Source organism: Micromonospora sp. NPDC048842, from assembly GCF_040649935.1.
Taxonomy (GTDB): Bacteria; Actinomycetota; Actinomycetes; order Mycobacteriales; family Micromonosporaceae; genus Micromonospora; species Micromonospora hortensis.
This window is the reverse complement of the sequence record NZ_JBEZGK010000035.1, coordinates 42632-69593: the sequence shown is the minus strand read 5'-3', so window position 1 is coordinate 69593 and position 26962 is coordinate 42632. Positions and strand designations below refer to the sequence as shown.

Annotated in this window: 31 protein-coding genes, 1 pseudogene and 1 riboswitch; of the genes and pseudogenes, 16 read left to right on the top strand and 16 right to left on the bottom strand. The window is 72.3% G+C overall.

The features are described 5' to 3' along the window. Window positions 1-249, top strand: a 249-nt coding sequence (locus tag AB0C19_RS31325) for a C39 family peptidase (RefSeq protein ID WP_357191138.1), incomplete at its 5' end; no start/stop codon positions are given. A gap of 391 nt (window positions 250-640) precedes the next feature. Here AB0C19_RS31325 and dusB read toward each other — a convergent pair. The 4 genes from dusB to AB0C19_RS31305 form a co-directional block, all read right to left on the bottom strand. Further along, window positions 641-1813 (bottom strand): tRNA dihydrouridine synthase DusB, encoded by a 1173-nt coding sequence (dusB, locus tag AB0C19_RS31320; protein WP_330438581.1) that lies wholly within the window; start codon window positions 1811-1813, stop codon window positions 641-643. Window positions 1814-1877: 64 nt separating this feature from the next. After that, window positions 1878-3257: a glycine--tRNA ligase gene (locus AB0C19_RS31315; RefSeq protein WP_357191135.1), complete on the bottom strand. Its 1380-nt coding sequence runs from the start codon at window positions 3255-3257 to the stop codon at window positions 1878-1880. 114 nt (window positions 3258-3371) lie between these two features. Then, a complete protein-coding gene (locus AB0C19_RS31310; protein WP_124823385.1) occupies window positions 3372-3851 on the bottom strand; it encodes a hypothetical protein in 480 nt (159 codons plus the stop codon). A gap of 24 nt (window positions 3852-3875) precedes the next feature. Next, window positions 3876-4217, bottom strand: a complete 342-nt coding sequence (locus tag AB0C19_RS31305) for an antibiotic biosynthesis monooxygenase (RefSeq protein ID WP_112589142.1) — start codon at window positions 4215-4217, stop codon at window positions 3876-3878. Between the two features lie 29 nt (window positions 4218-4246). On the opposite strand from AB0C19_RS31305, the gene AB0C19_RS31300 reads away from it, so the two are divergent. The 8 genes from AB0C19_RS31300 (at window position 4247) to AB0C19_RS31265 (ending at window position 9013) form a co-directional block, all read left to right on the top strand. Further along, window positions 4247-4504 carry a hypothetical protein gene (locus AB0C19_RS31300; protein WP_328652568.1) on the top strand — a complete coding sequence of 86 codons (258 nt, stop codon included), beginning with the start codon at window positions 4247-4249 and terminating at the stop codon, window positions 4502-4504. 54 nt (window positions 4505-4558) lie between these two features. After that, a complete protein-coding gene (locus AB0C19_RS31295) occupies window positions 4559-5503 on the top strand; it encodes a metal ABC transporter substrate-binding protein (protein ID WP_357191132.1) in 945 nt (314 codons plus the stop codon). Beyond that, window positions 5500-6261 (top strand): ABC transporter ATP-binding protein, encoded by a 762-nt coding sequence (locus AB0C19_RS31290; protein ID WP_091409689.1) that lies wholly within the window; start codon window positions 5500-5502, stop codon window positions 6259-6261. The genes AB0C19_RS31295 and AB0C19_RS31290 overlap by 4 nt, the downstream gene beginning before the upstream one ends. A gap of 3 nt (window positions 6262-6264) precedes the next feature. Further along, entirely contained in the window at window positions 6265-7131 is an 867-nt protein-coding gene (locus AB0C19_RS31285) for a metal ABC transporter permease (RefSeq protein WP_238678526.1), read from the top strand. Between the two features lie 43 nt (window positions 7132-7174). Next, window positions 7175-7474 carry a metalloregulator ArsR/SmtB family transcription factor gene (locus tag AB0C19_RS31280; protein ID WP_030338189.1) on the top strand — a complete coding sequence of 100 codons (300 nt, stop codon included), beginning with the start codon at window positions 7175-7177 and terminating at the stop codon, window positions 7472-7474. Then, a complete protein-coding gene (locus AB0C19_RS31275; protein WP_357191129.1) occupies window positions 7471-7869 on the top strand; it encodes a Fur family transcriptional regulator in 399 nt (132 codons plus the stop codon). The genes AB0C19_RS31280 and AB0C19_RS31275 overlap by 4 nt, the downstream gene beginning before the upstream one ends. A 79-nt stretch (window positions 7870-7948) precedes the next feature. Continuing rightward, entirely contained in the window at window positions 7949-8557 is a 609-nt protein-coding gene (locus tag AB0C19_RS31270) for a hypothetical protein (RefSeq protein WP_196919255.1), read from the top strand. A 288-nt stretch (window positions 8558-8845) separates the two neighbouring features. After that, on the top strand, window positions 8846-9013 hold the full coding sequence (locus AB0C19_RS31265; protein ID WP_167337361.1) for a hypothetical protein: 168 nt from the start codon (window positions 8846-8848) through the stop codon (window positions 9011-9013). 75 nt (window positions 9014-9088) lie between these two features. Here AB0C19_RS31265 and AB0C19_RS31260 read toward each other — a convergent pair whose 3' ends face one another. The 5 genes from AB0C19_RS31260 to AB0C19_RS31240 form a co-directional block, all read right to left on the bottom strand. Next, complete coding sequence (locus AB0C19_RS31260; RefSeq protein ID WP_357191125.1) at window positions 9089-11086, bottom strand: acyl-CoA dehydrogenase family protein; 1998 nt, start codon at window positions 11084-11086, stop codon at window positions 9089-9091. Window positions 11087-11190: 104 nt separating this feature from the next. Then, window positions 11191-11694: a DUF6328 family protein gene (locus tag AB0C19_RS31255; protein ID WP_357191122.1), complete on the bottom strand. Its 504-nt coding sequence runs from the start codon at window positions 11692-11694 to the stop codon at window positions 11191-11193. Between the two features lie 138 nt (window positions 11695-11832). Further along, window positions 11833-12582, bottom strand: a complete 750-nt coding sequence (locus tag AB0C19_RS31250; protein ID WP_357191119.1) for an SIS domain-containing protein — start codon at window positions 12580-12582, stop codon at window positions 11833-11835. Next, complete coding sequence (locus AB0C19_RS31245) at window positions 12579-13385, bottom strand: AAC(3) family N-acetyltransferase (RefSeq protein WP_357191116.1); 807 nt, start codon at window positions 13383-13385, stop codon at window positions 12579-12581. The genes AB0C19_RS31250 and AB0C19_RS31245 overlap by 4 nt, the downstream gene beginning before the upstream one ends. Before the next feature lie 29 nt (window positions 13386-13414). Beyond that, the gene (locus AB0C19_RS31240) at window positions 13415-14245 is read right to left on the bottom strand and encodes an alpha/beta fold hydrolase (protein ID WP_357191114.1); all 831 of its coding nucleotides are present in this window, start codon (window positions 14243-14245) and stop codon (window positions 13415-13417) included. Between the two features lie 107 nt (window positions 14246-14352). Further along, window positions 14353-14457: riboswitch (TPP riboswitch) on the top strand. Between the two features lie 74 nt (window positions 14458-14531). On the opposite strand from AB0C19_RS31240, the gene AB0C19_RS31235 reads away from it, so the two are divergent. The 6 genes from AB0C19_RS31235 to AB0C19_RS31210 all read left to right on the top strand — a co-directional run bounded on the left by AB0C19_RS31235 (window position 14532) and on the right by AB0C19_RS31210 (window position 18226). Next, window positions 14532-15125 carry an ECF transporter S component gene (locus AB0C19_RS31235; protein ID WP_266304688.1) on the top strand — a complete coding sequence of 198 codons (594 nt, stop codon included), beginning with the start codon at window positions 14532-14534 and terminating at the stop codon, window positions 15123-15125. 105 nt (window positions 15126-15230) lie between these two features. Continuing rightward, entirely contained in the window at window positions 15231-16661 is a 1431-nt protein-coding gene (locus tag AB0C19_RS31230) for an ABC transporter ATP-binding protein (protein ID WP_357191111.1), read from the top strand. Next, on the top strand, window positions 16658-17458 hold the full coding sequence (locus AB0C19_RS31225) for an energy-coupling factor transporter transmembrane component T (protein WP_357191109.1): 801 nt from the start codon (window positions 16658-16660) through the stop codon (window positions 17456-17458). Before AB0C19_RS31230 ends, AB0C19_RS31225 begins: the two co-directional genes overlap by 4 nt. 113 nt (window positions 17459-17571) lie before the next feature. Beyond that, window positions 17572-17715, top strand: a complete 144-nt coding sequence (locus tag AB0C19_RS31220) for a hypothetical protein (protein ID WP_266304685.1) — start codon at window positions 17572-17574, stop codon at window positions 17713-17715. After that, a complete protein-coding gene (locus AB0C19_RS31215; RefSeq protein ID WP_357191105.1) occupies window positions 17712-17915 on the top strand; it encodes a hypothetical protein in 204 nt (67 codons plus the stop codon). Before AB0C19_RS31220 ends, AB0C19_RS31215 begins: the two co-directional genes overlap by 4 nt. 134 nt (window positions 17916-18049) lie before the next feature. Then, window positions 18050-18226 (top strand): hypothetical protein, encoded by a 177-nt coding sequence (locus tag AB0C19_RS31210; RefSeq protein WP_357191103.1) that lies wholly within the window; start codon window positions 18050-18052, stop codon window positions 18224-18226. Window positions 18227-18234: 8 nt separating this feature from the next. On the opposite strand, the gene AB0C19_RS31205 is transcribed toward AB0C19_RS31210, so the two are convergent. From AB0C19_RS31205 to AB0C19_RS31180, 6 genes are all read right to left on the bottom strand, one after another. Then, complete coding sequence (locus AB0C19_RS31205) at window positions 18235-20055, bottom strand: serine/threonine-protein kinase (RefSeq protein ID WP_357191101.1); 1821 nt, start codon at window positions 20053-20055, stop codon at window positions 18235-18237. A gap of 118 nt (window positions 20056-20173) precedes the next feature. Then, entirely contained in the window at window positions 20174-22195 is a 2022-nt protein-coding gene (locus AB0C19_RS31200; protein WP_357191099.1) for a cation:proton antiporter, read from the bottom strand. After that, window positions 22192-22995, bottom strand: a complete 804-nt coding sequence (locus AB0C19_RS31195) for a protein kinase (protein WP_330438591.1) — start codon at window positions 22993-22995, stop codon at window positions 22192-22194. Before AB0C19_RS31195 ends, AB0C19_RS31200 begins: the two co-directional genes overlap by 4 nt. Window positions 22996-23003: 8 nt before the next feature. Next, window positions 23004-23585 (bottom strand): FHA domain-containing protein, encoded by a 582-nt coding sequence (locus AB0C19_RS31190; RefSeq protein ID WP_266304679.1) that lies wholly within the window; start codon window positions 23583-23585, stop codon window positions 23004-23006. Further along, entirely contained in the window at window positions 23582-24007 is a 426-nt protein-coding gene (locus AB0C19_RS31185) for a hypothetical protein (RefSeq protein ID WP_357191096.1), read from the bottom strand. The genes AB0C19_RS31190 and AB0C19_RS31185 overlap by 4 nt, the downstream gene beginning before the upstream one ends. A gap of 4 nt (window positions 24008-24011) precedes the next feature. Next, window positions 24012-25547: a hypothetical protein gene (locus AB0C19_RS31180; protein ID WP_357191094.1), complete on the bottom strand. Its 1536-nt coding sequence runs from the start codon at window positions 25545-25547 to the stop codon at window positions 24012-24014. A 141-nt stretch (window positions 25548-25688) separates the two neighbouring features. Between AB0C19_RS31180 and AB0C19_RS31175 the strand changes: the two are divergent. After that, a pseudogene (locus AB0C19_RS31175) lies at window positions 25689-26111 on the top strand (energy-coupling factor transporter transmembrane component T); the annotation flags it as partial. Window positions 26112-26409: 298 nt separating this feature from the next. On the opposite strand, the gene AB0C19_RS31170 reads toward AB0C19_RS31175, so the two are convergent. Next, complete coding sequence (locus AB0C19_RS31170) at window positions 26410-26805, bottom strand: hypothetical protein (RefSeq protein ID WP_357191092.1); 396 nt, start codon at window positions 26803-26805, stop codon at window positions 26410-26412. Window positions 26806-26962: the final 157 nt, after the last annotated feature.

Genomic DNA, 26962 nt, shown 5'->3' with positions numbered 1-26962 from the left:
CGCGCCGACATCGTCAAGACCGTCGACGACGGCCGCGCCGTGGTCGCCAACATCGCCGGCACCAGCACCGACACCAACGGCGTCACCCACTCCTACGAAGGCGGGCACTACATCAGCGTCGTCGGCTACCACGACAACGGCAACACCGCCACCATCGCCGACTCCGCCGACCCCAACCAAGCCGCCTACCAGATCAGCGTCGAACACCTCGCCGACTGGATCGCCACCCGCGGCTACGCCACCAGCTGACCCCCACCACATGCCGAAGGGCCGGACCCCACCACGGGGCCCGGCCCTTCGCCATGCCTAGGTCACTGTCCCGACCACAACAGGCCACCCCGCTGACTGCGTCACGGGTCCTTTGGAGCTGATGTCGTAAACGAATCAGGGCCGGGCAAGGCCAGGCAAGACAAGGCCGGGCCAGGCAAGGCCGAGCCAGGCAAGGCCGAGCCAGGCAAGGCCGGGCCAGGCAAGGCCGGGCCAGGCAAGGCCGAGCAAGGCAAGGCCGAGCAAGGCCGAGCGGGTGATTCGTTAACGACATCAGCTCGATAGGGCGCCGAACTCATATGCCCAGCCTCTGCACCAGGACCGCGTTCGTAGGGGATGTTCGCGGGGCGTCTCTGCTCGACCGGCCAGGGGCTCAGCCGCCGGAGTCGTCCATCTCGGCGCCCTCGGGGACGGTGTCGTCGTCTCGGCTGGCCAGCCAGCCTTCCGGCAGGAAGACCTTGCCGGGCGAGTTGGTACGCCCGCGCGGCTGCCCGAGGGCGGCCATCGGGAACGGCTCCGCCGGGTCGAGCTTGCCGAGCAGGTCGTCGAGCTGGGCCAGGCTTTCGATCATCGCCAGCGAGCGCCGCAGCTCGCCGCCGACCGGGAAGCCCTTGAGGTACCAGGCGACGTGCTTGCGGAAGTCGGTGCAGCCGTCTCGTTCGCCGCGCGCCGGGTTGCGGGCGCCGGCTGAGAACTGGTCGACAAGCAGCTCGGCGTGCCGGCGCATGGTCACCGCCACCTCGCCGAGGGTGGGCAGCCGCCGCTCCGTCCGACCGTTGAAGGCGGCCTCCAAATCGGCGAAGAGCCACGGTCGACCCAGGCAGCCGCGCCCGATGACCACACCATCGACGCCAGTGTGGGCCACCATGCGCAGTGCGTCGTCGGCTTCCCAGATGTCGCCGTTGCCGAGCACCGGCACGTCGAGGGCCTGCTTCAGGGTGGCGATCGCGTCCCAGTCGGCGGTGCCCGAGTAGCGTTGCGCCGCCGTGCGCCCGTGCAGGGCCACCGCTGCCACGCCGGCCTCCTGGGCGGCGAGCCCGGCTTCGACGTACGTCAGGTGGTCGTCGTCGATGCCCTTGCGCATCTTGACAGTGACCGGCACCCCGGCCGGTGACGCGGCGGCCACCGCGGCCCGCACGAGTCGCGCGAAGAGCCGGCGCCGCCACGGTAGCGCCGCGCCGCCGCCACGCCGGGTGACCTTGGGGACCGGGCAGCCGAAGTTGAGGTCGATGTGATCGGCCAGGTTGCGCTCGACGACGATCCGCACGGCGGCGGCGGTGATCTCCGGATCGGTGCCGTAGAGCTGGAGACTGCGGGGCTTCTCGTCGTCGCCGAACGCGATCATCCGCAGCGTCTTCGGGTTGCGCTCGACCAGCGCCCGAGTGGTGATCATCTCGCAGACGTAGATGCCGCCACCCTGCTCTCGGCAGAGCCGACGGAACCCGATGTTGGTGATCCCGGCCATCGGCGCGAGCACGACCGGCGGCCACACCTGGTGCTGGCCAAGAGTCAGCGGGCGCAGCGCGGGCACGGTCGAGGCAGTCACCGGACAAGTGTACGGGGCCCCGACCGGCGCTTATCGCGTCGGCCGGGGCCCCGTGCGCAGAGTCTCAGCAGCCGGGGAGACGCTCGATCAGGTAGCGCTCGACCTGGTCCAGGGAGACGCGTTCCTGGGCCATGGTGTCCCGGTTGCGCACCGTCACCGCGTTGTCGTCCAGGGTGTCGAAGTCGACAGTGACGCAGAACGGGGTGCCGATCTCGTCCTGCCGGCGGTAGCGACGCCCGATCGCCTGCGAGTCGTCGAACTCCACCACCCAGCGCTTGCGCAGCAGCGTCGCGAGGTCCTTGGCCTTGGGCGACAGCGCCTCGTTGCGGGACAGCGGCAGCACCGCCACCTTGACCGGGGCGAGCCTCGGGTCGAACCGCATCACTGTGCGCTTGTCCACGCCGCCCTTGGTGTTCGGCGCCTCGTCCTCGTCGTAAGCCTCCAGCAGGAAGGCGAGCACCGCGCGGGTCAGACCCGCGGCCGGCTCGATGACGTACGGCATCCAGCGCTCACTCTTGCCCTGGTCGAAGTACGACAGGTCGACGCCGGAGTGCTTGCTGTGCGTGGAGAGGTCGAAGTCGGTGCGGTTGGCGACACCCTCAAGCTCGGCGAACTCGGTGCCACCGAACTGGAAGCGGTACTCGATGTCCACAGTCCGCTTCGAGTAGTGCGACAGCTTTTCCTTGGGGTGCTCGAACAGCCGCAGATTGTCCGCCGAGAGGCCGAGGTCGAGGTACCAGTTCCAGCGCTCCTGGAGCCAGTACTCGTGCCACTGCTCGTCGCTGCCCGGCTCGACGAAGAACTCCATCTCCATCTGCTCGAACTCGCGGGTCCGGAAGATGAAGTTGCCAGGGGTGATCTCGTTGCGGAACGACTTACCGGTCTGCGCGATGCCGAACGGGGGCTTCTTGCGGGCGACCGTCTCGACGTTCTTGTAGTTGACGAAGATGCCCTGTGCGGTCTCCGGGCGCAGGTAGTGCAGCCCCTCGTCGCTCTCCACCGGGCCCAGATAGGTCTTCATCAGGCCGTTGAACATCTTCGGCTCGGTGAAGGTGCCCTTGTTGCCGCAGTTGGGGCAGTTCAGCTCGGCCAGCGAGGTGAGCGGCTTGCCGTGCTTCTCGGCGTACGCCTCTTCCAGGTGGTCCGCCCGGAACCGCTTGTGACAGAACTGGCACTCGGTGAGCGGGTCGACGAACTCGGCGATGTGGCCGGACGCCTCCCACACCTTGCGGGAAAGGATCACCGCGGAGTCCAGGCCGACGACGTCGTCGCGCTGCTGGACCATCGTCTTCCACCACTGCCGGCGGACGTTCTCCTTGAGTTCCACGCCGAGCGGGCCGTAGTCCCACGCCGATCGGGTGCCTCCGTAGATCTCACTGGAGGGGAAGACGAAGCCTCGGCGCTTGGCGAGGCTGACGACGGCGTCGATACGGTCGGCTGGCATGTTTCCTCCTACGCCGGCTGGCGGTCGGCGGGGGCGAGATGTGGATGGAACGGTCGGTTCGGGACAACGGTACGACCACCGTCCCCCCGAGCCCAGCAGAATACCGGGGACGGGTCAGCTGACCTCGCAGACCTCCACGCCGCCGGTCTGCCCGTCCTGCCCGAGGCTGACCTGTTGCCGATCCCGGTCGCCGCCGTCGAGGGTCACGTCGACCGGCACGGTCAGGTAGGTGGTGTCCACCTCACCCACCCGGAACGCTGTCACCTGCGGTTCGGCGGCGGCGCGCCGCTCGAACTCCGGCCGGGACTCACGCCGCTGCGCGTCGTCGCAGAGCTGGTCGTACGCCCGCCCGTAGTTCCGCTCGACCAGCGCCTGGTAGTAGTCGCCGGTCACGGTGCGGGCCTGTTCCCGGATCGCCTGGACTCCACTGACGGCCAGGCCGACGACGGCGGTGCCACCCCCGCCGCAGCAGAGCACCACGGCGAGCGCGCCGACGCCGAGGCCGATCCAGAGCCGAGTCCGGCGGCCCTCGGTGGGCGGCGCGGCGAACGGCGGAGCCACCCCGGGACCGGGTGGCGGGGCGGGTGCGGTCATAGGAGCAGCGTAGTGTCCGGCGGCTCAGCGGTAAGGACCCGCAGCCCGATCACTCTCGGCGACGACCACGGCCCCACCGGGGGCGGCGGTGGCCAGCGCCTCGTAGGCGGAGGGCTCGTCGACGGACTCAGCGAGCAGCGGCACGGCGCTGACCTTGACCTCGAAGGCGCCCAGCGCCCGCCGGTACGTGCCGACCGACTCCCATTCGGTGACCAGTGACCAGTGCCGGGGGTCGTCCAGCGCCCGGACCAGTTGACCGCGCAGGTAACCGGGCCGGGCGGCCAGCGCGGTGAGGGCGGCGTGCGCCCGTTCGGTGAAGCCGTCGGCGGCATCGACGTCGACCACGAACCGGTTGGTCACCAGCACCGGGGGTTCCTCCTCGTAGAGTCTGTGGGATGCAGCGTACGCAGCGCCCTCTGCTCGCCCGGTTGGCCGGGGCGAACCCGACGTCGGTGTTCCTGCTCACCCTGGTGGTGGTGCTGGTGGCGTTCTTCACGCCCGGGGTGATCGGCGGGCTGCTCACGCTCGCGCTCGCCGGGGTCCTGGTCGCCCTGTTGGCGACGACCTGGGCGGTTCAGGCGCCGCAGACCCGGCTGATCCGACTGGTGATGCTCACCCTGCTGGTGGCGGTGGGCCTCGCGAAGCTCCTCTGACATGCAATCATGCGTTTTTGACAATCATTATCGTTGCCACGGACAGTTGACGACATGACCAACCGCGCCACGTACCGTGTCCTGGCCGCCGCGACCGCCCTCCTCGCCCTGGGCGCCGGGGCCGGCTGCTCCACCGGCGGTGCCGCCGGCGCCGACCCCCAGCGAGTCGACGTGGTGGCAGCGTTCTACCCCCTCCAGTTCCTGGCCGAACGGATCGGCGGCGACGCGGTCCGGGTCACCAACCTGGCCAAGCCCGGCGCCGAGCCGCACGACCTGGAACTCAACCCGAGCCAGGTCGGCGAGGTCAGCGACGCTGAGCTGATCGTCTACCTCAAGGGGTTCCAGCCGGCGGTGGACGACGCCGTGGCCCAGAACGGCGGCGACCGGGCGTTCGACGTGACCAGCGTGCAGCCGCTGTTGGACGCGTCCGCCGGCGGGCACGACCACGAAGGCGAGGAAGGGCACGCCGAGGAGAGCGGCGGCAAGGACCCGCACGTCTGGCTCGACCCGACCCGGCTGGCCGGCATCGGCGACCAGCTCGCCCAGCGGCTCGGCAAGGCCGACCCGGACCACGCCGCCGACTACACCTCCCGGGCGGCAGCCCTGCGCGCCGACCTGACGACCCTGGACGGCGAGTTCAAGCACGGTCTGGCGACCTGCCAGCGGCGGGAGATCGTGACCAGCCACGCCGCGTTCGGCTACCTCGCCGACCGCTACCAGCTCGACCAGGTCGGGATCACCGGGCTGAGCCCGGACGTCGAGCCCTCGCCGCAGCGTCTCGCGCACGTGATCGAGGAGGCCAAGGAGCACCAGGCCACCACGATCTTCTTCGAGACCCTGGTCAGTCCGAAGGTGGCCGAGACCATCGCCGGTCAGGTCGGCGCGAAGACCGCCGTGCTCGACCCGATCGAAGGGCTCGCCGCCGGCAGCAACGGGGACTACCTTTCGGTGATGCGCACCAACCTGCGGACCCTGCAGACGGCCTTGAGCTGCTCGTGACCTCACCTGTCATCACCGTCGAGCACGGGGTGGTCGGCTACGACGGCCGCCCCGTGCTCCGGGACATCTCGCTCACAGTGACCGCCGGTGAGGTGGTCGCGATCCTCGGCGCCAACGGCTCGGGCAAGTCCACACTGATCCGCGCCGTGCTCGGGCTGGTGCCGATCAGCGCCGGCTCGGTCACCCTCTTCGACCGGCCGTTGCGCCGGTTCCGGCAGTGGGCACGCATCGGGTACGTCCCGCAGCGCCTGGGCGCCGGCGGCGGCGTACCGGCGACCGTCCGCGAGGTGGTGGCCTCCGGCCGGCTGGCCCGTCGGGGGGTGCTGCGTCCACCGGGTCGAGCCGACCGGTCCGCCGTCGACGCCGCGCTGGGCGCTGTCGGTCTCGCCGACCGGGCCGGTGACCCGGTGTCCACGCTCTCCGGCGGCCAGCAGCAGCGCACCCTGATCGCCCGCGCCCTGGCCGGCCAGCCGGAGCTGCTGGTTCTCGACGAGCCCACCGCCGGGGTGGACGCGGCCAGCCAGGAGGCGTTCGCCGGCGCGCTGCGCGACTTCGTCGGCGACGGCGGAACGGTGCTTCTCGTCGCCCATGAGCTGGGCCCGCTGCGACCGGTGATCAGCCGGGCCGTGGTCGTCCACGAGGGTCGCATCGCCCACGACGGCGCGGTGCCGGACCCGGCCGGCCATCACGCCGAGCCCGACCACGACCACGTGCACCCGCACTGCTACGACGAGCCCGCCGGGCTGTGGAGCAACTGAGAAATGGAACTCTTCCAGTACCCCTACATGCAGCGCGCCCTGATCGGCGCGCTGGTGATCGGCCTGGCCGCGCCGGCGCTCGGCATCTACCTGGTGCAGCGCCGGCTGGCGCTGATCGGAGATGGTGTGGGGCACGTGGCGCTGACCGGCGTCGGGGCGGGGTTGCTGCTCAACCGCTCGCCGGTGCTGGTCGCGGTGATCGCCGCCACCATCGGCGCGATCGCCATCGAGATCGTCCGCGCCCGTGGGCGTACCTCCGGTGACCTGGCTCTGGCCCTGCTCTTCTACGGCGGCATCGCGGGCGGCGTACTCCTGGTTGGCCTCTCCGACGCGACCAGCGCGAACCTCAACGCCTACCTGTTCGGGTCGCTGACCACCATCTCGCCCGCCGATCTGACCACCATCGGGGTGCTCGGCGCGGCGATCCTGGTCACGATGATCGCGTTGCGGCCGGCGCTCTTCGCGGTCAGTCACGACGAGGAGTACGCCCGCGTCTCCGGCCTGCCGGTCCGCACGCTGAACCTGTTGATCGCTGTCGCCACAGCGGTCACCGTGACCATCGCCATGCGGGCCGTCGGCGTGCTGCTGATCAGCGCGTTGATGGTGGTGCCGGTCGCCACCGCCCAGCAGGTCACCCGTGGCTTCCGCAGCACGATGGCCGCCGCGATGGCGCTCGGGCTCTTCGCCGCCGGCTCGGGAGTCTGGGTGGCGGCCACGGCGGACACCGCGCCGGGCGCCTCGGTGGTGTTGGTGGCGATCGCCTCGTTCCTGGTGGTGGCCGTGGCCGGCGCTGTCTGGCGGGTCGTGCGCCGCCGGACGACGCCGACCGCCGCACCGACACCGGAACCTCACGAGGTCGTGCTGAGCTGAGCCTGGTCAGCGCGGAGTCGGTGGTATTGGTTACCGTTGCAGGATGACCAGCGCGACGGGCTACGACGGGTTCGACGGGGCCAGCGAGCTGCTCCGCGCCCTGTCCGCTCCCATTCGGCTGGCCATCGTCAGTGAGCTGGCCGGCGGCGAGCGGTGCGTGCACGAGTTGGTGGAGAAGCTCGGCGCGGCACAACCACTGGTCTCCCAGCACCTGCGGGTGTTGCGCGGAGCGGGCGTGGTGCGCGGCTCCCGCCGAGGCCGGGAAATCGCCTACAGCCTGGTCGACGAGCACGTCGCGCACATCGTGGCGGACGCGGTAAGCCACGCCGGGGAGGGATCATGAGCGAGAGCAGCGCCGCGGTGCGCAACACCCGGCAGCGTTCGGCGGTGAGCGCGCTGCTGGGCGAGATGGAGGGCTTCCACAGCGCCCAGGACCTGCACGCGATGCTGCGGCAGCGCGGCGAGCGGGTCGGCCTGACCACCGTCTACCGCACCCTCCAGGGGCTCGCCGACGCCGGTGAGATCGACGTGATGCGTCCGCCGGGCGGCGAGCACCTCTACCGCCGGTGCAGCGAGGGGCACCACCATCACCTGGTCTGCCGGGTGTGCGGGCGTACGGTCGAGGTGGCCGGCCCGGCCGTGGAGAGCTGGGCCGATCGGGTCGCCGCGCAGCACGGCTACGCCGACGTCAGTCACACCCTGGAGATCTTCGGCACCTGCCCGAGCTGCCCGCGCTGACCACCAGCGCGTGGTCGATCGCGATCCGGGCTCACGTCACGGCTACACCGGGCGGGGCGTTCGTGGCACGCTGGCCGGCGTGAAGATCTATGCCGATCGGTTTCCGACCGCCGCCCGTCAGTTGCTCACCGACCTGCTCGTCGTCGCCTGGGTGTACGTGGCGATCCGCGGCGCGTTGTGGCTGCACGACCTGGTGCAGAAGCTCGCCGTGCCGGGGCAGAAGTTGGAGGGCGCCGGCAGCGGGCTCGCCGACAATCTGGGCGACGCCGGCAGCAAGGTCGGCAGGGTGCCACTGGTCGGTGACGAACTCACCGCGCCGTTCCAGCGCGCCGCCGACGCCGCCCGGTCGCTCGCCGACGCCGGGCGCGACCAGCAGCAGTTGGTCGACCAGCTCGCCCTTGCCCTCGCCATCGCGGTGCTGATCTTCCCGCTCGGCATCGTGCTGTTCGGCTGGCTGCCGCTGCGGGTCCGCTGGATGCGCCGGGCCGGATCGGCGACGAAGCTGGCCGCCGGGCCAGCCGGCCGGGACCTGCTCGCCCTGCGCGCGCTGGCCACCCAGCCACTGGGCAAACTGACCCGGATCGGTCCGGACGTCGCCGAGGCGTGGCGGCGTGGTGACGACGCGACGGTCGACGCCCTGGCCGCCTTGGAGCTGCGCCAACTCGGCCTACGCGGCCGGGGCCGCTGAGGTCGTCCGCCGGCACGCCCCCTGCGGCATCCCCCGCCGCACCGATCTTGCAGTTTCGGTTGTCGACATGAGTGGGATGCCCCATTCGTCGGGACAGCAAGTGCAAGATCGCGGAGCGCGAGCAGGCCGGCCCCGTCGATCAAGGAGTTGTGGTGCCTGGTTTGGGGATTTGCCGGGTGCTTTGTGACCCACCACAACTCCATGATCGACCGGACAGGGTGGGGTTGACGGGCAGTCGTTCCGCCGGGCGCAGGTTCAGCTCGACGAAGGTGTCGTTAAAGTCGTCGGGTGTTCTACTTCCTCGTCGTCATCGCCGTCCTGCTGCTCGGCTACGCCGCCGTCCTGGTCTCCTTCGTCCGCCGGGGCAAGAAGATCCCACCCGCTGCGTACCTGGCCCTGGCCGGGCTCAACGGTCTGATCCTGGCGGGAGTGCTGGCCTGGGCGGTCTCTCGCTGATCACGCACCGCTGACCGCACACCGCCCGACCCGCGTGGCGGGGAGCCCGCGTGGCGGCAGGCCGGTGGGTGCGGTTTACGGCTTCGGGGGGATACGGCGGCGGACGTCCTCGGAGGTGGACGGGCCGGGCGACCAGCGGGCCACCCAGGGCAGCTCCTCGGACGGGGTGAGCACGCCCTCCTCCAGGCCCGCGTACCGACCGGCGAGGATGCGCTTCGCGGCGGCGGTGTCGACCGAGTCGGTGTTGTCCCAGAGTGCGGCGAACAGGGCATCCACCCGCACCCGCGCCTGCCGGCAGAACAGGTCGGCCAGCTCGACGTTCTCCGGGCGGCTGTCCCGTTCGGCGGAGGCCCGGACGCAGACCGCGGACATCGCGAACAACTCGGCGCCGATGTCCACCACCCGACCGAGGAACGCCTGCTTACGCTCCATCTTTCCCTGCCAGCGGGACATCGCGTAGAACGTCGACCGGGCCAGCTTGCGCGACGAACGCTCCACCTGGCGCAGGTGCGCGGCGAGCGGGCCGAACTCGGCGTACGCCGAAGGGCTCTGCCCTCGGCCAACGGCGAGGGTGGGCAGCCACTTCGCGTAGAAGGCGCCCGCTCGCGCGCCGGCTCGGGCCTTGCGGCCCAGCCCCGCGTCCGGGTCGATGATGTCGCCGGCCACCGACAGGTGGGCGTCGACCGCCTCCCGCGCGATCAGCAGGTGCATGATCTCGGTAGAGCCCTCGAAGATCCGGTTGATCCGCAGGTCGCGAAGCATCTGCTCGACGGCGGCCGGGCGTTCACCGCGGGCGGCCAGTGAGTCGGCCGTCTCGTAGCCACGCCCGCCCCGGATCTGGATCAGCTCGTCGGCGATCTTCCAGGCCATCTCGCTGGCGTACAGCTTGACCAGTGCCGCCTCGATCCGGATGTCGTTGCGGTCGTCGTCGGCGAGCAGGCAACAGAGGTCGAGCATCGTCTCCATGCCGTACGTGGTGGCGGCGATGAAGGAGAGCTTCTGCGCGACCGCCTCGTGCTCGCCCACCGGCCGTCCCCACTGGACCCGGTCGGCGGCCCACCCCCGGGCCACGTTCAACGCCCACTTGCCGGCGCCCACGCACATGGCCGGCAGTGAGAGCCGGCCGGTGTTCAGAGTGGTCAGGGCGATCTTCAGCCCCTTGCCCTCGCCACCGATGACGTTCTCGGCGGGGACGATCACGTCGTGGAACCGGGTCAGGCTGTTCTCCAGGCCCCGCAGGCCGATGAACTCGTTGCGCCGCTCGACGGTGATGCCGGGGCTGTCGCCGTCAACCACGAACGCGGTAATGCCGCCCCGACGTTCCTCCGTGGCCGGCACCCGGGCCATCACCACCAGCAGGGTGGCCACGATGCCGTTGGTGGCCCAGAGTTTCACCCCGTTGAGCCGGTAACCGGTGCCGTCCTCGGTCGGCTCCGCATTGGTGGCCAGCCGGGCCGGGTCGGAGCCGACGTCCGGCTCGGTGAGCAGGAAGGCGGACACCTCGCCGGCGGCGAGCCGGGGCAGGAAGCGTTGCTTCTGCTCGGCGGTGCCGAACATCTTCAGTGGCTGCGGCACCCCGATCGACTGGTGCGCCGAGAGCAGCGCGCCGATGGCCGGGCTGACCGAGCCGGCCAACATGAGTGCCCGGCAGTAGTGCAGGTTGCTCAGCCCGAGCCCGCCGTACTTCCGGTCGATCTTCATGCCGAACGCGCCGAGGTCGGCCAGGCCGTGGAACACCGAGTCGGGTATCGACGCGTCCCGCTCGATGGCCTCACCATCCACCTCGGAGGCCAGGAAGGCGCGGAACCGACCAAGGAACTCCTCCGCGCGAGCCACGTCGTCCGGATCGGATCGGGGCCACGGGTCGATCAGGTCGAGCCGGAACCGGCCGAGGAACAGCTCCTTGCCGAAGCTGGGTCGGTCCCAGGTGGACTCCCGGGCGGCCTCGGCGACCTGCCGGGCCTCCTTCTCGGTGACCTGCCCGGCTTCCGCGGGCAGCGGCGCGGCCGCACCGGCGGTGGTTTCGGAGTCGGGGCCGTCCGGTGCCGGTCGGCCATCCTGCGTCGTGGTCACGGCTGCCCCCTCGAAGCTCGGTGCGGCTGCGTCGACGTGCGCGACTACCGCCACGCTACCCCTGGTTGTTACCCAGGGGTAGCGCTGCGTGTAGATCGGCGCGGTCAGCGACCGTCGATGGTGTCCGGGTCGTCGTCATCATCGTCGATGTCGTCCTCACCCCAGTTACGTCGGGCGAATGGCAGGGCCACCCAGAACGTGAGGAACCAGAATCCGGTCAGGGCGCTGAGCACGAAGGCGATCGGCCGGTCCAGCACGAAGTCGGTGATCAGCAGCACCGCGCTGACCATCGCGATCAGCATGAAAGCGAGGCCACCGGTGGCCATCCGGTGGGCGAAGCGGACCAGCTCCGGCTTGCGCCCCTGCCGGAACAACGCCCTGTGGAACGCCACCGGCGAGATGATCATCGCGGTGGCGGCGGCCGCCGCGAGCAACGCCACGATGTAGACGTCGCGCTGGAACTCCGTCGTCTCGGTGAACCCGTTACTGAACGGCAGGGTGAGCAGGAAGGCGAAGAGGATCTGAACGCCGGTCTGGGCGACCCGCAACTCCTGCAGCAGGTCGGCGAAGTTGCGCTGCCAGCGCTGCTTCTCGGTCTCCTTGGACACGCGCTACCTCCGGTGAGACGCTACTGCCGGCGGTCCCGGCCGCCGGCAGCAACGCCAATGCCCCACCCGGCCGAGCGCGAAACAGGTTCACGACATCTGCCGTTCATCGCGGCGACACACGTCGGCCGCCGGCAGGTGTCAGGACCCGCGTCGGATCCGGCCCGCGTACCGCGCTTCCAGCTCGTTGTTGTGCGCGTCGCCGTCCGGGATGTTCGCCGACAGGTAGACCGGGGGCCGCTCCCCCGCCGCCAGCAACCGCGCCACCACCTCCACTGTCACCTGCTGCGCCAGCAGCGCCGCGGTGATCGAGGAGACCGCGCCGACCGCGCCGCCGCCGGGCAGGGGCAGCGTCGCGTCACCGTACGGTGCGCCGTTGTCGAGCACCACGTCGGCGAGGTCGCTCAGCTTGCGCCCGGACGGGTGCCGGGAGGTCATCCGGCCGGAGTGCTGCACCGAGGTGATCGCCACCAGCCCGTGACCGTGCTCCTTCACCAGCGAGGCGAACTCCACCATCGCGCCGTTGACCCCGGAGTTCGAAGCGAGCACGAAGACGTCGGTGGGACGCACCGGGGCCAGCTCGTAGAGGCGGTGCGCGACGGCCGGGTCCCGTTCCAGCAGCGGACCGAGCCGCTCGGCCGGTTCGCCGCCGAGCAGCACCAGGTCGCGGAGCGCGATCCGGTTGGTCGGCACCAGACCACCCGCCCGTCCGGCGATCTCCATGGCGAGGGCCTCCGAGTGCCCGGTGCCGAACGCGTGCACCACACCGTCGGCCCGGACGGCCTCGGCGATCAGGTCGGCGGCCCGCCCCACCGCCTCCCGCTGGCTGGCGGCCACCCGGCCGATCGTCTCGGTCACCACGGCCAGGTAGTCCTCGGCACTCACCGTCATACGTCCTCCGTCGTTCGATTACGGGCCAGCCAGCGAACCGCGAAGTCGACAGCCGCCCGCTGGCGCATCAACCTGCCGGTCCCGGCGCCGACCGGTGCGGTGCGTACCGCCCCGCCGGCTTCCAGGTCCTCGCCCAACGCGGCGAAGTCGTCCGCGTCGAGTCGTACGTCCTGCCACCACACCCATTCCCGACCACCGTCGGCGGTACGCACTGCGGCACCGATGCGCTCCCGAGGCGAGCCGGGGCAGCGGTACTCGGCCAGGTGCAGCGAGGTGCTCACCGAGTGGTCCACGCCGAGCAGCAACACGTCGGCGTCGAGGTCGTAGAGGCGGGCCAGTGGTGAGCCCTCGCCGAGCATGTCCGCCAGGGCGTGCCCGGCCACCACCTGCTCGGCGGCCGGACCGAGCGCGGCGAACGACACGTGCGGATGGGAGCTGCGCAGCGCACCCGGCCAGCCGCGGACCGTCTCGGCGAGCGCACCCATGAACCGGCTCGGGGTGACCGCCGGGTCGAAGCCCGGCATCTCCGAGCGGATCAGCGGCCACCAGCCCGCCGGCACCGGCGGGTTGCGCCACTGCGCGGGGTCGCTGTTGTCGGGCGTGTGGGTGGGCACCACGATCGTGCCGTCCGGGCCGAGCGCGTCGCGCAGGGCGAGCACCACCGCGTGCGGTCCGCCGCTGACGAAGCCCAGCGGACGCAGTGATGCGTGCACCAGCAGCGTCGCGCCGGGGCGTACGCCCAGCACGCGCAGCTGCGCGGCGATCGAGCGACGGCTGCCCGGCCCGCTGGCCTCCGTCGTCACTGTGACTTTCCCTCGCGGACCCGCACGGCTCAGGCCGTCCCGCCGGCTCGCGCCAGGATCGCCTCGGCGAGCGGGGCCGGCGCCGCGTCCGGGATCCAGTGACTCACAGCGGGCAGCTGCACGAAGCGGTAGTCCCCGGTGACGTTCTGCGCGCACGACTCGGCGGCGGTCCGGCCGATTGCGACGTCCCTGTCACTCCAGACGTACGTGGTGGGCACCGCGACCGGGCCGACGCCGGCCAGGTCGGCGCCGGACATCGCCCGGTACCAGTTCAGCGCGGCCGTCAGCGCCCCCGGCTCACGCATCGGGTCGGCGTACCGGTTCACCCGGGACGTGTCGCCCACCCCGCCGAGCAGCTTGCGCAGCGCGGTGGCGTGCCACGCCAGCAGCACCTTCTCCGCCTTGTCGGGCTTGCGGAACAGCGCGATGTACGACGAGCGGGCCTTCTGTTGCGCGTCGGTGCTCAGAGCGTGCGCCATGGCCGCCGGATGCGGTACGGACACCGCGGTCAGCGTGTGAACCCGCTCGGGGTGCCCGGCGGCAACCGCCCAGGCGACGACCGCGCCCCAGTCGTGGCCGACCAGGTGCACGGCGTCCAGCCCGAGCGCGTCGAGCACCGCCACCACGTCGGTGACGAGTTCGGGGATCCGGTAGTCGGCCACCGCCGTCGGCCGGGCGCCGGGTGAGTAACCGCGCTGGTCCAGCGCGTACGTGCGCAGCCCACCCGCGTGCAGCGCCGGCACCACGTCGTCCCACTCGCCGCTGTGCTGAGGGAAACCGTGCAGCAGCAGGACGGGTACGCCGTCCGTCGGACCGCCGACGGTCACCTCGAACGTGAAGCCTCGCGCGTCAACCCGCATGATCGGAAGCGTACCCAGCCGGCGGTCGGCCGGTCGCTCCCGCAGGTCAGGCGGATGCCCTGCTGGGCCCGCGACCCCGGTCGGTGTTAGCGTCAGCGAGACAACTTCATATCCGACAGGGGAGCGCACAGCGCTGAGAGTGCGGGCACGCCCGCAGACCCTCGAACCTGATCTGGGTAATGCCAGCGCAGGGAGTTCGGTCGACCTCCAGCCGCGCCGCAGTCCGGTGCCACCGGACGCGGCGTGCGTCTTCTCCTGGTTCGCACTCACGAACTGGGAGCAACACATGAATTCCACCACCGACACACACCGCTGGCGCACCATCGACATCGTGGTCGCCTCGGTGATCGCTGTCGCGTTCGGCGTCATCTTCTGGGCCTGGGGCCTGGTCTGGAGCGCCACCGAGGGCGCGTTCGCCTTCTTCCCGCCGGCGCAGACGCTGCTCTACGGCGTCTGGCTGATGCCGGCGGTGATCGGTGGGCTGGTGATCCGCAAGCCCGGCGCCGCGCTCTACTGCGAGACCGTGGCCGCGGTCCTGTCCGCGCTGCTGGGCAGCCAGTGGGCCGGCACGGTCATCCCGCAGGGCATCGTGCAGGGCATCGGCGCCGAGCTGGCCTTCGCCGCCTTCCGGTACCGGTCGTTCCGGCTGCCGACCGCTGTGTTCGCGGGCGCGCTGACCGGCCTCAGCGCCGCGCTGTTCGACTTCTTCGTGTGGAACGTCGACTACGCGCTGACCGACTACCGCATCCCGTACGCGCTGCTCACCATCGTCAGCGCCACAGTGATCGCCGGCCTGGGCGGCTGGCTGCTGACGAACGCCCTGGCCAACACCGGAGTCCTGGACCGCTTCCCCGCAGGCCGAAACCGAGCCCTGATCTAACCCCCACCTGATTACGTTGATCAAGAGGTTTGCGTCAGCGGACGGCGATTTCCTGACGCAAACCTCTTGATCAACGGACGAGAGCGCGGACCGGAAGGGGGTTCGGTGGGCGGGGTACTGCTGCGGGGGTTCGGGTGGCGGCACGCTGGGCGGCGCGCCTGGGCCGTTCGCCGGGTTGACCTGCGGGTCGAGGCTGGGGAGCGGGTTTTGCTTCTCGGGCCCTCGGGGGCTGGGAAGAGCACCCTGCTCGCCGCGCTGGCCGGGCTGCTCCCCGAGGACTCCGGCGAGCAGGAGGGCACCGTCGAGATCGACGGGCTCGACCCACGCAAGGGGCGGGAACGGGTCGGCATCGTCTTCCAGGACCCGGAGACCCAACTGGTGATGGCGCGCTGCGGCGACGACGTCGCGTTCGGGCTGGAGAACCGGGGAGTGCCGGCCGACGAGATCTGGCCCCGGGTGGACGAGGCGCTGCACCGGGTCGGCTTCCCGTACTCCCGGGACCGCCACACCGCGGCGCTCTCCGGCGGCGAGCAGCAACGCCTCGCCCTGGCCGGCGCGCTGGCCCTGCGCCCCGCCCTGCTGCTGCTCGACGAGCCGACCGCCAACCTCGACCCGGCCGGGGCTGAGCTGGTCCGACACGCGGTGGCCGGCGCGCTCGACGCCGACACCACGCTGATCCTGGTCGAGCACCGGGTCGCCGAGGCACTGCCGCTCGTCGACCGGGTGGTCGTCCTGGAACCGGGCGGCGGCGTCCGCGCGGACGGCACACCAGAGGCGGTCTTCGCCACCCACGGCGCCGCCCTGGCCGCCGAGGGGGTCTGGGTGCCCGGTCACCCCATCGCGCCCCGGCCGGCCACCGCCGGCCCCGGGGAGCTGTTGCTCACCGCCGACCGGCTCGGCCTGCCGCCCCGGCTGGGCTCCACCGACCTGGCGGTACGCGCCGGTGAGGCACTCGCCGTACGCGGACCGAACGGTGCCGGCAAGTCCACCCTGGCGTTGCTGCTCGGCGGTCTGCTCCGGCCGGGCAGCGGGCGGGTCACCGCGTCCACCGAGTTGGCCGGCGCGGACCACCGCACTCCCCCACACCGGTGGCGGGCGCCCGCGCTGGCCCGACGGATCGGGTCGGTCTTCCAGGATCCGGAGCACCAGTTCGTCACCAGCACGGTCTTCGACGAGCTGGCGCTGGGCCCGCGCCGCACCGGTCAACCCGAGGCGGCCGTCAAGGAGACAGTGGCCGGGCTGCTGGACCGGCTGCGGTTGGCCCGGCTCGCCGCCGCCAACCCGTACACCCTCTCCGGTGGCGAGGCGCGGCGGCTGAGCGTGGCGACCGCCCTGGCCACCGCGCCACGCCTGCTGATCTGCGACGAACCCACCTTCGGCCAGGACCGGCGGACCTGGCGGGAGCTGGTCGACCTCTTCGCCGACCTGCGCGACGCCGGGCACGGCGTGGTCACTGTCACCCACGACGCGGACTTCGTCGCCGCGCTCGCCGACCGCACCGTCACCCTGCACCGGGCCCCGGACGACCACCGATGATCAGCATCGAGCCGGTCGCCGCGCCGGACGCGCCGTTGGCCCGCCGCAACCCGGTGGCGAAGGTCGCCGCCGCACTGGTCTTCTCGTTCACACTGCTGGCGACCCTGGACCCGGTGGCCCCGGGGATCGCCATCGCTCTCGAACTGGCCGTCCTGCCGCTGTTCGGCATCCGCTACCGGGTGCTGGCCCGCCGGGCCTGGCCACTGCTGCTCAGTGCCGCCGGCATCCTGGTCACCCTGGTGCTGTTCGCCGCCGACCGGTCCGGTCGGGTCCTGCTGGACGCGGGACCGGTGTTGGTGAGCACCGGCGTCCTGCTCACCGCGCTCGGCTTGGTGCTGCGGGTGTTCGCGGTGGCCCTGCCCGGTGTGATCGTCTTCGCGACCACCGACCCCACCGACCTGGCCGACGCGTTGATCCAGAACGCGAAGGCGCCGGCCCGCTTCGCGATCGGGGCGCTGGCCGCGTTCCGGCTGGTGCCGCTGCTCGGCCAGGAGTGGCAGATGATCACCATGGCCCGACGCGCGCGGGGCGTCGACGCGGGACGCAACCCGGTGGCGAAGCTGCGGCTGTTCGCCTCCACCGCGTTCGCCCTGCTGGTCGGGGCGATCCGTCGAGGCACCCGGCTGGCCGTGGCGATGGACGCGCGGGGCTTCGACGCCGGCACACCCCGTACCGTCGCCCGGCGGCAGCGCTTCACGGCGGCCGACGGGCTGCTGGTCGCCGGTGCAGCGGCGCTGGCCGGGGCGGCGCTGACGGTCAGCGTGCTGCTCGGCACGTTCCGCCCGCTGCTCGGCTGAGGGCGGCTACGCAGTCACCTGTTCGCGTTCCTGCCGTGACCGGGACACCCGACGTTCCGCTGGCCGCAGCAGATTGACCCGGACGCCTCCCGCGAACGCGACTGGAGCAGCACATGGGACACGGACCGGCTCCCCGCGATGACCACGACCAGACGGCCGCCACCGACGGACTCCCGGCGCTGGACCGCTCCGCCCCGGTCGCCGAGCACTGCCGCGCGTACGGGTCGGGCTGCTACGCCTGGGCGCTGAACCGGTGATCGTCGGACTGAGCCTGGGCCACCGGACAGTACGGGAGGCCGAGCACTGGCTGGCCGAGCACGTACCCCCGCTCGACCTGCCCGACCTGGTGGCCTGCACCCACCTGTCCTGGGCACCGCATCCACACGTGGCCCTGAGCCTGGGCAGCACCTGTCCGACGACCGGCTGGCCGGGCTGCCGGCGAGCCCCGCCGAGCTGAGACAGGCCGCCGACCATGCGGCCATGGAGCACGCCACCCGCCGTTCGGGTCGGGCGGTGCGCTAACCCGGGGTCGACCGTCTGGTCGGGACGCTGACCGTCGCCGAGCTGCTCGACGCCAGCGCCATCCAGCGGGTGATCGTGTTGGGCGCGCCGCCGGCCGGACGGGAGACCGTGGTGCAGACCCGGGACTTCGTCCGGCCGCAGTGGCAGGCCGGCGAGCTGATCCTGATGGCCACGCCGTACCGGGCCGCCGGCGTCGCCCCGTGCGAGGTGCCGGACCCGCTGCCCTGCTGCGCCGGGCAGCACTGACCGGACGTTCAGTCGAGCTGCCGGATCTCGACGTCGCGGAAGGCCACCTCGTACGGCGGCTCTGCGGGCTCGTCCCGGCCCGGGTCGCGGAAGATGCCGAGCACCACCCGGCCCGGCACCGGGGCGCCGTCCCGGGCCGCGCCGATCTCCACACCTTCCCGGAGGAACCGCAGCTGCCCGCCCCTGGCGACGATGCCCACCTGGATCGTCCGGCCCAGTGCCAGCTGCCCAGCCGGGTAGGGGAAGGTGCCCGCCGGGGTGACCGCGTTCGGGCTGTCCACTCCGTGCGCCACGAGGTGATATCCGTCCGGGCAGACCCGCAGCGCGTGCCCACCCGTCAGGTCGGTGAAGCGGAACCAGATGCCGGCGCAACTGCCGGGCCGCCGCAACGCCACGTCCACCTCGACCTGAAAGTCGGCGAAGGACTGCTGCGGCCCCAGGCAGCGGTACGGACCCTCGGACCGTTTCGTCACCACGTACGCCCCGTCGAACGCGCAGCTGACCCGGTTCTTCTCGTCGGTGCGGGTCCGCCAGTAGTTGGTGACGGTGAGCGGATCCCGGATCACCACCGACGGCAGTGCCGGCGTCGCGCCGGACGGCCCGACGGACGGCCCGACGGACGGCCCGACGGACGGCGTCGGGGCGAGGCCGAGCGGCTCGCCCGGGCCTCCCCGCAGCACCCCGGTCAGCACGCCGACGCCGGCCAGTGCGGCGACCAGCGCCAGGGCGGAGAGCACCGTGGCGGCGACGAACGGCCACCGCCGGGGAGTCGGCGCGGGCGGGCTCATCGCGGGCGCGGAGGTCGCGGGCGGGGGCGCGGAGGCGGGTAGGGCGTCCGCCGGCCTCGCGACGGAGGTCGGCCTCGGCGTCGGGGTGGCGGACGAGACACCCCACCGGGTGGTGGCGTCGTCGTCCGCAGGCGGCGTGGCAGGGGCACCGGACGCGACCACGGACCCGTGGGTGGTGTGCCGCCGACCGGCGAGCTCGGTTTCGAGGAGGGGACGCTGGTCGGTCGCCGCCTGCGCCTGCTCGACGGCGGCGAGCAGCGCGGACCGGTCGGCCGTCACTTCGGCGGAGCCGGTCTCCGGCCGCGGAGCGACCGTCAGCAACCGGTCCAGCAATTCCCGCGCACCGGGCCGGCCCGCCGGATCCTTCGCCAGCGCCTGCTCCACCAGTGTGCGCAACGGGCCGGTCAACCCGTCCAGGCCCGGCTCCTGGGTGAGGATACGCACCGCGGTGGCCTGCGGCGTGTCCGCTGCGAACGGGGTCCGACCCGTACCGGCGAACGCGACGACCGCGCCCCAGGCGAACACGTCGGCCGCGGCGGTCAGCGTCCCACTGCCGGCCGGCTCGAACCGCTCCGGCGCCATGTACGCGACCGTCCCGACCACCTGGTCGGTCCGGGTGACGGCGCTGCCCTCAACCGCCCGGGCGATGCCAAAGTCGATCACCTTCGGGCTGCCCGGCGGCAGCAGCACATTGCTCGGCTTGAGGTCGCGGTGGATCACGCCGGCACCATGGATGGCGGTCAGCGCCGTCGCCACGCCGATCGCCAGGCCGTGCAGGTTGCCAGCGGTCAGCGGCCCCCGCTCCGCCACGACGGCAGCCAGGCTCGGTCCGTCGACGTATTCGACGACGAGGTAGGGCGGCTCATGATCGGGGTCCGCGTCGAGCACCTCGGCCGTGCAGAAGGGAGGAACCTGCCGGGCCCGCTTCACCTCGCCCCGGAAGCGCCGCCGGAACTCGGCGTCGTCGGAGCGGTCGGTGCGGATCACCTTGACCGCCACCCGTCGGCCACCCGGCTGCTCCGCCAGAAAGACGGTGCCCATCCCACCTTCGCCGAGCCGGCCGAGAAGCCGGCACGTCCCGAGGTGCCGGGGATCGCCAGGGCGCAGCGGCTGGAGGTCTTCGGTGGTATCGCCCGTCATCCCGTCCCACTTCCGTGCCTCACGCCCGGTCCGCGCCGGGAGCCGGCACAGTATCGCACCCGTCCCGCTCATCCCGGGACCGCGGCGGAACCAACCACTGCCCAGCGGCGGCGTCCACCGACCTTCCACCCTGGACGGTGAGGTGCGCCCCGTCGGAGGCGGCGTCGCGGCCGGCAATCCGTAGGACCCCCGTCGGCGCCTCCCCGCCAGTGTCCACGGTCACCCCCTGCCGGACCAGCGCGCGAACAGCCGCGTTGGCCCGCCGGGCCCCGCCGCCGGAACCGACCGGCTCCACCATCAGCGGCACCCCCGCGCCCGCCGCGAGCTGGGCGGCCACCCGCAGCGCAGCCGGCCCGTCGGCGCCGTCCGCGGCGACCGCCACGGCGGGCCAGGGGCGGGCCGGCAACCGGTGCGCCGTGACCCACACCGCGTCGGGCACATCCACGTCGGCGGGCTGGGTGGACAGCACCACGGCCGGCTGCGCCGTCGCCACCTCGCCCGCCAGCTCACCTCGGGGGTCGGTCGCATACCGCACCAGCACCGGCGCGCCGAGACCCGCGCTGCGGACCGACTCGGCCAACCGGGCCAGCTCCCCCATCGCGGCGGTCATCCCCGCCAGCTCCGTGTGCAGGCCCGCACCGACCTCCACGGCGGCTACCGGGTACGGCAGCAGGCGGTTCAGCACCACCTCGGCGGGTCTTCGGGATCCGGCCAGGTCGACCGCGAGCGCGGTCAGTTCGGCCGCCCGCTCACCCTCCGGCACGACCACCAGCACCCGGTGGGTGTCGGGCCCACCGAGCGCGGCCCGCTGTGCCTGGGCGATGTCCCGGTCCACCAGGCGACGGGGATAGATCACATTGAGCAGTGGCCCGGCCATCACGGTGGTGACCAGGGCCATGACCACCATCAGCGAGAACAACTCAGGGTTGAGGATGCCGAGCTGCAGACCCACGGTGAGGATGACGATCTCGGTGAGGCCACGGGTGTTCATCAGGGCCGCGAGCGCCCCCGCCGGCCGTCGGGCGACCCGCTGCGAACGGGCGCCGAGGTACGCGCCGACGAACTTGCCGCCGATCGCCGTGACGAGGATGAGGGCGAGGTCCACCACACCGGAGAGACCGATCCGGGACAGGTCGACCTGGAGCCCGGCGATCACGAAGAAGACCGGGAGCAGAAGCAGCACGGAGACCTGCTCCAGGCGCTCCAGGATCTCCTCCCGCAGCGCCGCACCGTCCACCCGCGGCATGATCGCGCCGAAGACGAAGGCACCGAAGATGGCGTGCAGGCCGAGCAGCTCCGTGGCATAGCAGGACAGCAGCAGGCCGACCAGGATGACACCGAGCACGTCCGGGGTGAGTCGGCCGGCACGTGCCCGGACGACCGTCAACCGGCGCAGCATCGGCCGCACCCAGCCGAACATCACCAGCAGGTACGGTGCCACGAGCAGCACCTGCCACGGGAATCCGGCCTCCGCACCGCCCACCGCGACGACCCCGGCCAGCAGGCACCAGGCGACCACGTCGTCGACGGCGGCGCTCGCAAGCGCCAGTCCGCCCAACTCCGTCCGGACCATCCCCCGATCGGCGAGGATCCGCGCCAGCACCGGAAAGGCGGTGACCGCCATCGCGGCGCCGAGGAACAACGCGAACGGCACCACCCGGTCGACGTCGTGCCGCCCCGCCAACCACCCGGCCAGACCGACGCCGAGGCCAAGTGGCACGACGATCGATCCCAGCGAGACCGCGGCCGCCGCCCGCAGCCGGCCCCGCACCAGCGACTGGTCCAGCTCGTAGCCGATGATGAACATGAACAGCACGAGACCGACGTTCGCGAGCCCGGACAGGGCGGGCCGGATCTCGGTGGGGAACAGCCGCCCGCTCAGCTCGGCACCGAAGATGGTCGGACCGAGCAGCACACCGGCCACGATCTCGCCCACCACCGGCGGCTGCCCGAGGCGCTTCGCCGCCGCCCCGAGCAGGCGGGCGAGCGCAATCACGACGGCCAGGGCGAGCAGGAGTTGGCCGACCGCGTGCGCGGTCACGCCTCGTTCTCCGCGGCGATCCCGTCGAGCCGGGCCGCGACCTGCGCCGCGGTGGGACGGTCGCCCGCGGGCGCCAGGCAGTCCGCCACCAGCCCGCGCAGCGCGTCCGGCAGGTCGGGGTCGACGCGGGGCGGCCGCGCGAGCACCGCCCGCAGGGCGAGCAGCGCGTTTCCCGGGGGCAACTCGCCGTGGACGCCGCTGCCGGCGAGCACCCGGTGCACGGTCGCGCCGAGGGACCAGACGTCACCGTCGGGTCCGGCGGGGTCGCCGAGGAGCACCGCCGGGTCGACGTACTCGACCGAGTCGGCCGACCCCATCCCGGTGATGGTGGCGCCCTCGGTGAAGATCTGCGAGAGGCCGAGGTCGGCCAGCCGACCGCCACCGTCGCGCAGGAGCACGTTCCCCGGCTTGATGTCGCGATGCGCGATGCCCGCAGCGTGCAGGGCCGACAGCGCCCGGGCCGCGTCGGCGAGCGCCCGCAGCGCGGTCGACCGGTCGACCGGTACGGCGGGCTGGGCTAGCGAGCCGTCCGGCAGGTATTCGGTCGAGTAGTAGAAGAAGCCGTCGTGCTGACCCGCGTCGTACAGGTCGACCAGGCACGGGGACCTGACCGCGGCGAACGCGGCGAGCTCTCGGGTCGCCCGCCGGAACGCCGTCTCCTCGGACTCGGCGTGCAGCACCTTGACGGCGACCAGGTCGGCCGGGATCGGGAGCCGGGCCGGCCGGTTCGCCAGGTAGAAGGTCCCGTGGTTACCTGAGCCGAGCGGGCGGATGAAGGTGTAGTCGGCGATGCCGCGCACGGGCTTCCTCAGGGGTTCCGGTGGGATTCGTACCGCAGCCACCGTGCGGCGAACTCGATCTGGGTGCCGGGCCGGATCACGACCGGCTCGCCGGCGGGCACCCGCCGGGTGTCGGCGTCCGCTGCCTCGCGCAGCATGGTGCCGTTGGCGGAGCCTAGGTCCACCACCGCCACCTGCCAGCCGCGCAGCTGGATCCGCAAGTGCAGGCGGGAGACTCCGGAGATCTCGCCGGTGAGCCGGACCTGCCGCGCCCGCCGGGCCCGGACGTCCGGATGCTGCTCCGGACGGCGCCCGACGACATAGTCCGTGTCCAGCCGGAAGGTGACCCCATCGTCGGTGAGCAGCACGCCGAGTGGCGGCCGCGGCGCCAGCCGGGTGGCGAGCGTCTGCTGATGCATGGCGATGCCGCAGCGTTGGCAGTAGCGCAGCCCGGGGTCGTTGAAATGGCCGTTCCGGCAGTCCACGCCCTCGACCATCGCCGGCAGCACGACCGTCGGCTCACCGGCCGTCGTCGCGACCACCTCGGTGGCGCCGGCGACGAGCAGCACCGCGGTGAACGGCACGGCCGGGTCCGGCTCCCGGCCGCTCACCCGATCCGCCCGCCGAAGAAGCGCCAGCGCAGGAACGGCACCCGCATCGGGCCGTTGGCGACCAGCCAGACCGCCAGCCAGACCGCCGAGAAGTGCAGCAGGAACGCACCGAGCGGAGGTGGCCCGGCGAGCCCCGGCAGCGCGTGGTGGTCGAGCAGCAGCCAGATCAGCGCCGCCTCGGGCACCCCCGTGCCCAGACCGAACAGCAGCGGCCAGTCCTTCTCCCAGCGGAACTGCATGAGCAGGTGGTAGACCAGCTCCCAGCCGACGCCGAGGACGGCGACGGCGAGCAGCACCCCGAAGGTGTCCCGGTAGCCGACACCGGAGGGCAGCAGCGGGGTCACGATCGCGGTCACGAGTGAGCCGACGACCGCCAGGAGCACGAGCCGGGTCTGGATCCGTCCGGCGAGGGTGGGCACCATCGTCTCAGCCCTTCTGACCGGCAGGCCGGCCACGCATCCACCGCACCCACTCCACGGTGGAGCGCACCGGCCCGAGGCGGGCGCCGAAGCCTCGGCGCGCCAGGTCGTCGGCGATCTCCTGGGCTGCGATCTGCAACCCCAGGAAGGTGTCCACGCCGGGGAAGTAGCCGCCGAGGGTAGCCGTGCCCGAGGCGTAGAGGGCACCGTCGCCGCTCGCTGTCCCGCGTACCTCGAAGTGCTGCTCCACGTCGAGGCGGCCGACCGGGTTGCGGCCGGCGCCGCCATGTTCGAGCAGGTCCGCGATGACTCGGTGCTCGGCGATGTCGGCCTCCAAGCCGGTGCAGTCGATGACGTAGTCCGCGAGCAGCGTCCTCGTGCCGGCGTCGCCGGTGACCCGGCTGGCGATCCGGCCGTCGGCGGTCGGTTCCACCTGGTCGACCGTGCCCTGCCAGGTGCGGTACCAGCCGCCTTTCCGGCCGGCGCGCATCTGTTCCTGCCAGCGGCGGCGCTTCGGCGTGTTGGTGCCGCCCATCGCGGCGTACGCGGCGGCCCGGTCCGCGCCCTCGAGGCGGCGCATCCGGGCCTTGAGCTGGCCGCCCCACACCGACTTGGGATAGTTGAACCCCTGGTACGCCCATCCGTCGCCGCCCCGGCGGCGCAGCCACGGGTGCGGCCCGTGCGCGCCGCTGACATAGGTGCGGAACAGGTGCTCGATCTCGGTACCCAGACCGTGCCGTTCCCGGTCGTCCATCAGGCGCTGCAGCACCCGGGACGCGACGATGCCGCCGCCCCGGACCAGCACGGTGCCCGGCCGGGTCTTGAGCACCTCGTACACGTGCTCGTGCGGCTCGTAGGCGTTGACCACGTGCTCGAAATCCTGGTGGGTCTCGCGGAACTGCTGCAGGTCCGGCAGGAAACGCAGGCCGGGATAGCCGACCGCGAGGTGCACGAATCGGGACCGGTAGGCAACCCGCCGGGTCGACGAGCTGCCGGCCGGCGGAGTGAGGATGGTGAAGTAGCCGCCCCCGGCACGCCGCCGGACCATCCGCACCACGCCGTCGACCAGCATGTCCCGGTATCCGATCCGCTCCGCCTCCCGCTCCAGGCCGGCGAACACCTGCCCGGCCCGGGGCGTCCAGTAGTCGCTGAACAGCGGCTCACCCAGCACGTGCAGCAGCGGCCGAAGGCTGCGCTCCTGCCAGGCCTCCGCCACCGCGTACGACGGGAAGCCCCAGATGTTGTCGGGCCGGGAGGACGAGTCGGAGCGGATCCGCTCGTGGCGCGGAATCTGCGACACCCGGGTCAGATATTCGTACGTCTGCCAGGGATGGTCGATGTTGGACAGCACCCGGATCCGGTCGGCAGCCACTCCGGCGATGCGGAGGTAGTCCACAGTGACGAAGGAGCCGATCCCGCCGCCGACCGTCACGAACGGGACATCCACCACCGGTATGCCGGCGCCGGCCAGCATCTCGTCGGTCCACACGTCGCTGGCCAGCAGTTCGGAGTTGAGATCTCCGGCCGCCTCCTGTTGTTCCACCAGACCGCTCCCCGTCCGCGCGGCACGCCCCGCCCGTGCCACGTCGGAGAGTTTCTAGCACGGCGGCCGACGCCCCGCTGCCCCGCGAATCCGGGAACGGACCCCAGCCGCGGCCGGGCCCCACTGGTTTCTCCGGTGCGCCTACTGCTCAGCGCCGCCGGCATCCTGGTCACACTGGTGCTGTTCGCCGCCGACCGGTCCGGCCGGGTCCTGCTGGACGCCGGGCCGGTGTTGGTGAGCACCGGCGTGCTGCTCACCGCGCTCGGCCTGGTGCTGCGGGTGTTCGCGGTGGCCCTACCCGGTGTGCTCGTCTTCGCGACCACCGACCCCACCGACCTGGCCGACGCGTTGGTCCAGAACGCGAAGGCGCCGGCCCGCTTCGCCATCGGGGCGCTGGCCGCGTTCCGGCTGGTGCCGCTCCTCGGCCAGGAGTGGCAGATGATCACCATGGCCCGCCGGGCGCGCGGGGTGGACGCCGGCCGCGATCCGGTGGCCAAGCTGCGGCTGTTCGCCTCCACCGCGTTCGCCCTGCTGGTCGGGGCGATCCGCCGAGGCACCAAGATCCACACAGCATCAGGGATGTGGTGGCCTCGCTCGCCATGGAGGCCACTACATCCCTGATGTTGCTGTCACCACCCCGCGCCCAGCGCCCCCGCCCTCGCCCGCCTACGCCGATCTTGCGACTTCTGTCGTTGGTTCATCCCGATATACCGTTTATGCGAGGACAGGAAGTGCAAGATCACGGGGCGCAGCGGGGCCGGGCGGCCCGGGGCAGGGTGGGTTAGGCCGGGCGATCCGGGGCGGGGTGGGGCGCGGCGGGGCCGGGCGGCCTCGGGCGGACGGGGCGGGGTGGGCGGCTCGATCAGCTGCGGCGGAAGGCGTAGCGGCGGGCCTGGCCGGCCTGCTGGCTGCGGCCGCCGGAGCGGTTGCCGCCACCCTGCGGTGGCCCTGCTGTCGGTGCCTTCGGTCGTGCGGCTGGCTTGGGCAGATCTCCCACCGTCGGCGCGTCGACCGCTGCCGGCACATCGACCGGCGGCGCCACCTCGCCCAGGCCAGATGCCGGCTCCACCAGCACCGCCGGCAGGGCCGGCTCGGCCGGCAGGGCCGGCTCCACCAGCACCGCCGGCAGGGCCGGTTCGACCGTGAGGTCCAGGTCGGGGCGGGTGGGTGGAAACGGGCCGTTGCCGGCCGCCGGGTCGACGCCGAGCGGCGTCGCTCTCGGGGTACGGGTCTTCTTCGGGTTACGCCTGGCAGGCATCCGGGCCTCCTTCAAATGCCGACCGGCACGGCCGGTCCCGCGCTGCGGCGGTCGGTCGGATCGGCTGGTGACCGCCGTTGCGCGACGGTCGAGTGGGGAAGGGACTGCTCACCGGGGCCAGGCAGGGCCATCGCCGCCGAACGGCGGGGAGGGAATG

Coding starts and splice junctions, on each gene's coding strand:
- AB0C19_RS31315 (WP_357191135.1), bottom strand. CDS start 3,257: ATGCCAGCCGACCGTATCGACGCCGTCGTCAGCCTCGCCAAGCGCCGA.
- AB0C19_RS31310 (WP_124823385.1), bottom strand. CDS start 3,851: ATGACCGCACCCGCCCCGCCACCCGGTCCCGGGGTGGCTCCGCCGTTC.
- AB0C19_RS31300 (WP_328652568.1), top strand. CDS start 4,247: ATGCAGCGTACGCAGCGCCCTCTGCTCGCCCGGTTGGCCGGGGCGAAC.
- AB0C19_RS31295 (WP_357191132.1), top strand. CDS start 4,559: ATGACCAACCGCGCCACGTACCGTGTCCTGGCCGCCGCGACCGCCCTC.
- AB0C19_RS31285 (WP_238678526.1), top strand. CDS start 6,265: ATGGAACTCTTCCAGTACCCCTACATGCAGCGCGCCCTGATCGGCGCG.
- AB0C19_RS31280 (WP_030338189.1), top strand. CDS start 7,175: ATGACCAGCGCGACGGGCTACGACGGGTTCGACGGGGCCAGCGAGCTG.
- AB0C19_RS31275 (WP_357191129.1), top strand. CDS start 7,471: ATGAGCGAGAGCAGCGCCGCGGTGCGCAACACCCGGCAGCGTTCGGCG.
- AB0C19_RS31250 (WP_357191119.1), bottom strand. CDS start 12,582: ATGACGGTGAGTGCCGAGGACTACCTGGCCGTGGTGACCGAGACGATC.
- AB0C19_RS31240 (WP_357191114.1), bottom strand. CDS start 14,245: ATGCGGGTTGACGCGCGAGGCTTCACGTTCGAGGTGACCGTCGGCGGT.
- AB0C19_RS31235 (WP_266304688.1), top strand. CDS start 14,532: ATGAATTCCACCACCGACACACACCGCTGGCGCACCATCGACATCGTG.
- AB0C19_RS31225 (WP_357191109.1), top strand. CDS start 16,658: ATGATCAGCATCGAGCCGGTCGCCGCGCCGGACGCGCCGTTGGCCCGC.
- AB0C19_RS31220 (WP_266304685.1), top strand. CDS start 17,572: ATGGGACACGGACCGGCTCCCCGCGATGACCACGACCAGACGGCCGCC.
- AB0C19_RS31205 (WP_357191101.1), bottom strand. CDS start 20,055: ATGGGCACCGTCTTTCTGGCGGAGCAGCCGGGTGGCCGACGGGTGGCG.
- AB0C19_RS31185 (WP_357191096.1), bottom strand. CDS start 24,007: ATGGTGCCCACCCTCGCCGGACGGATCCAGACCCGGCTCGTGCTCCTG.
- AB0C19_RS31170 (WP_357191092.1), bottom strand. CDS start 26,805: ATGCCTGCCAGGCGTAACCCGAAGAAGACCCGTACCCCGAGAGCGACG.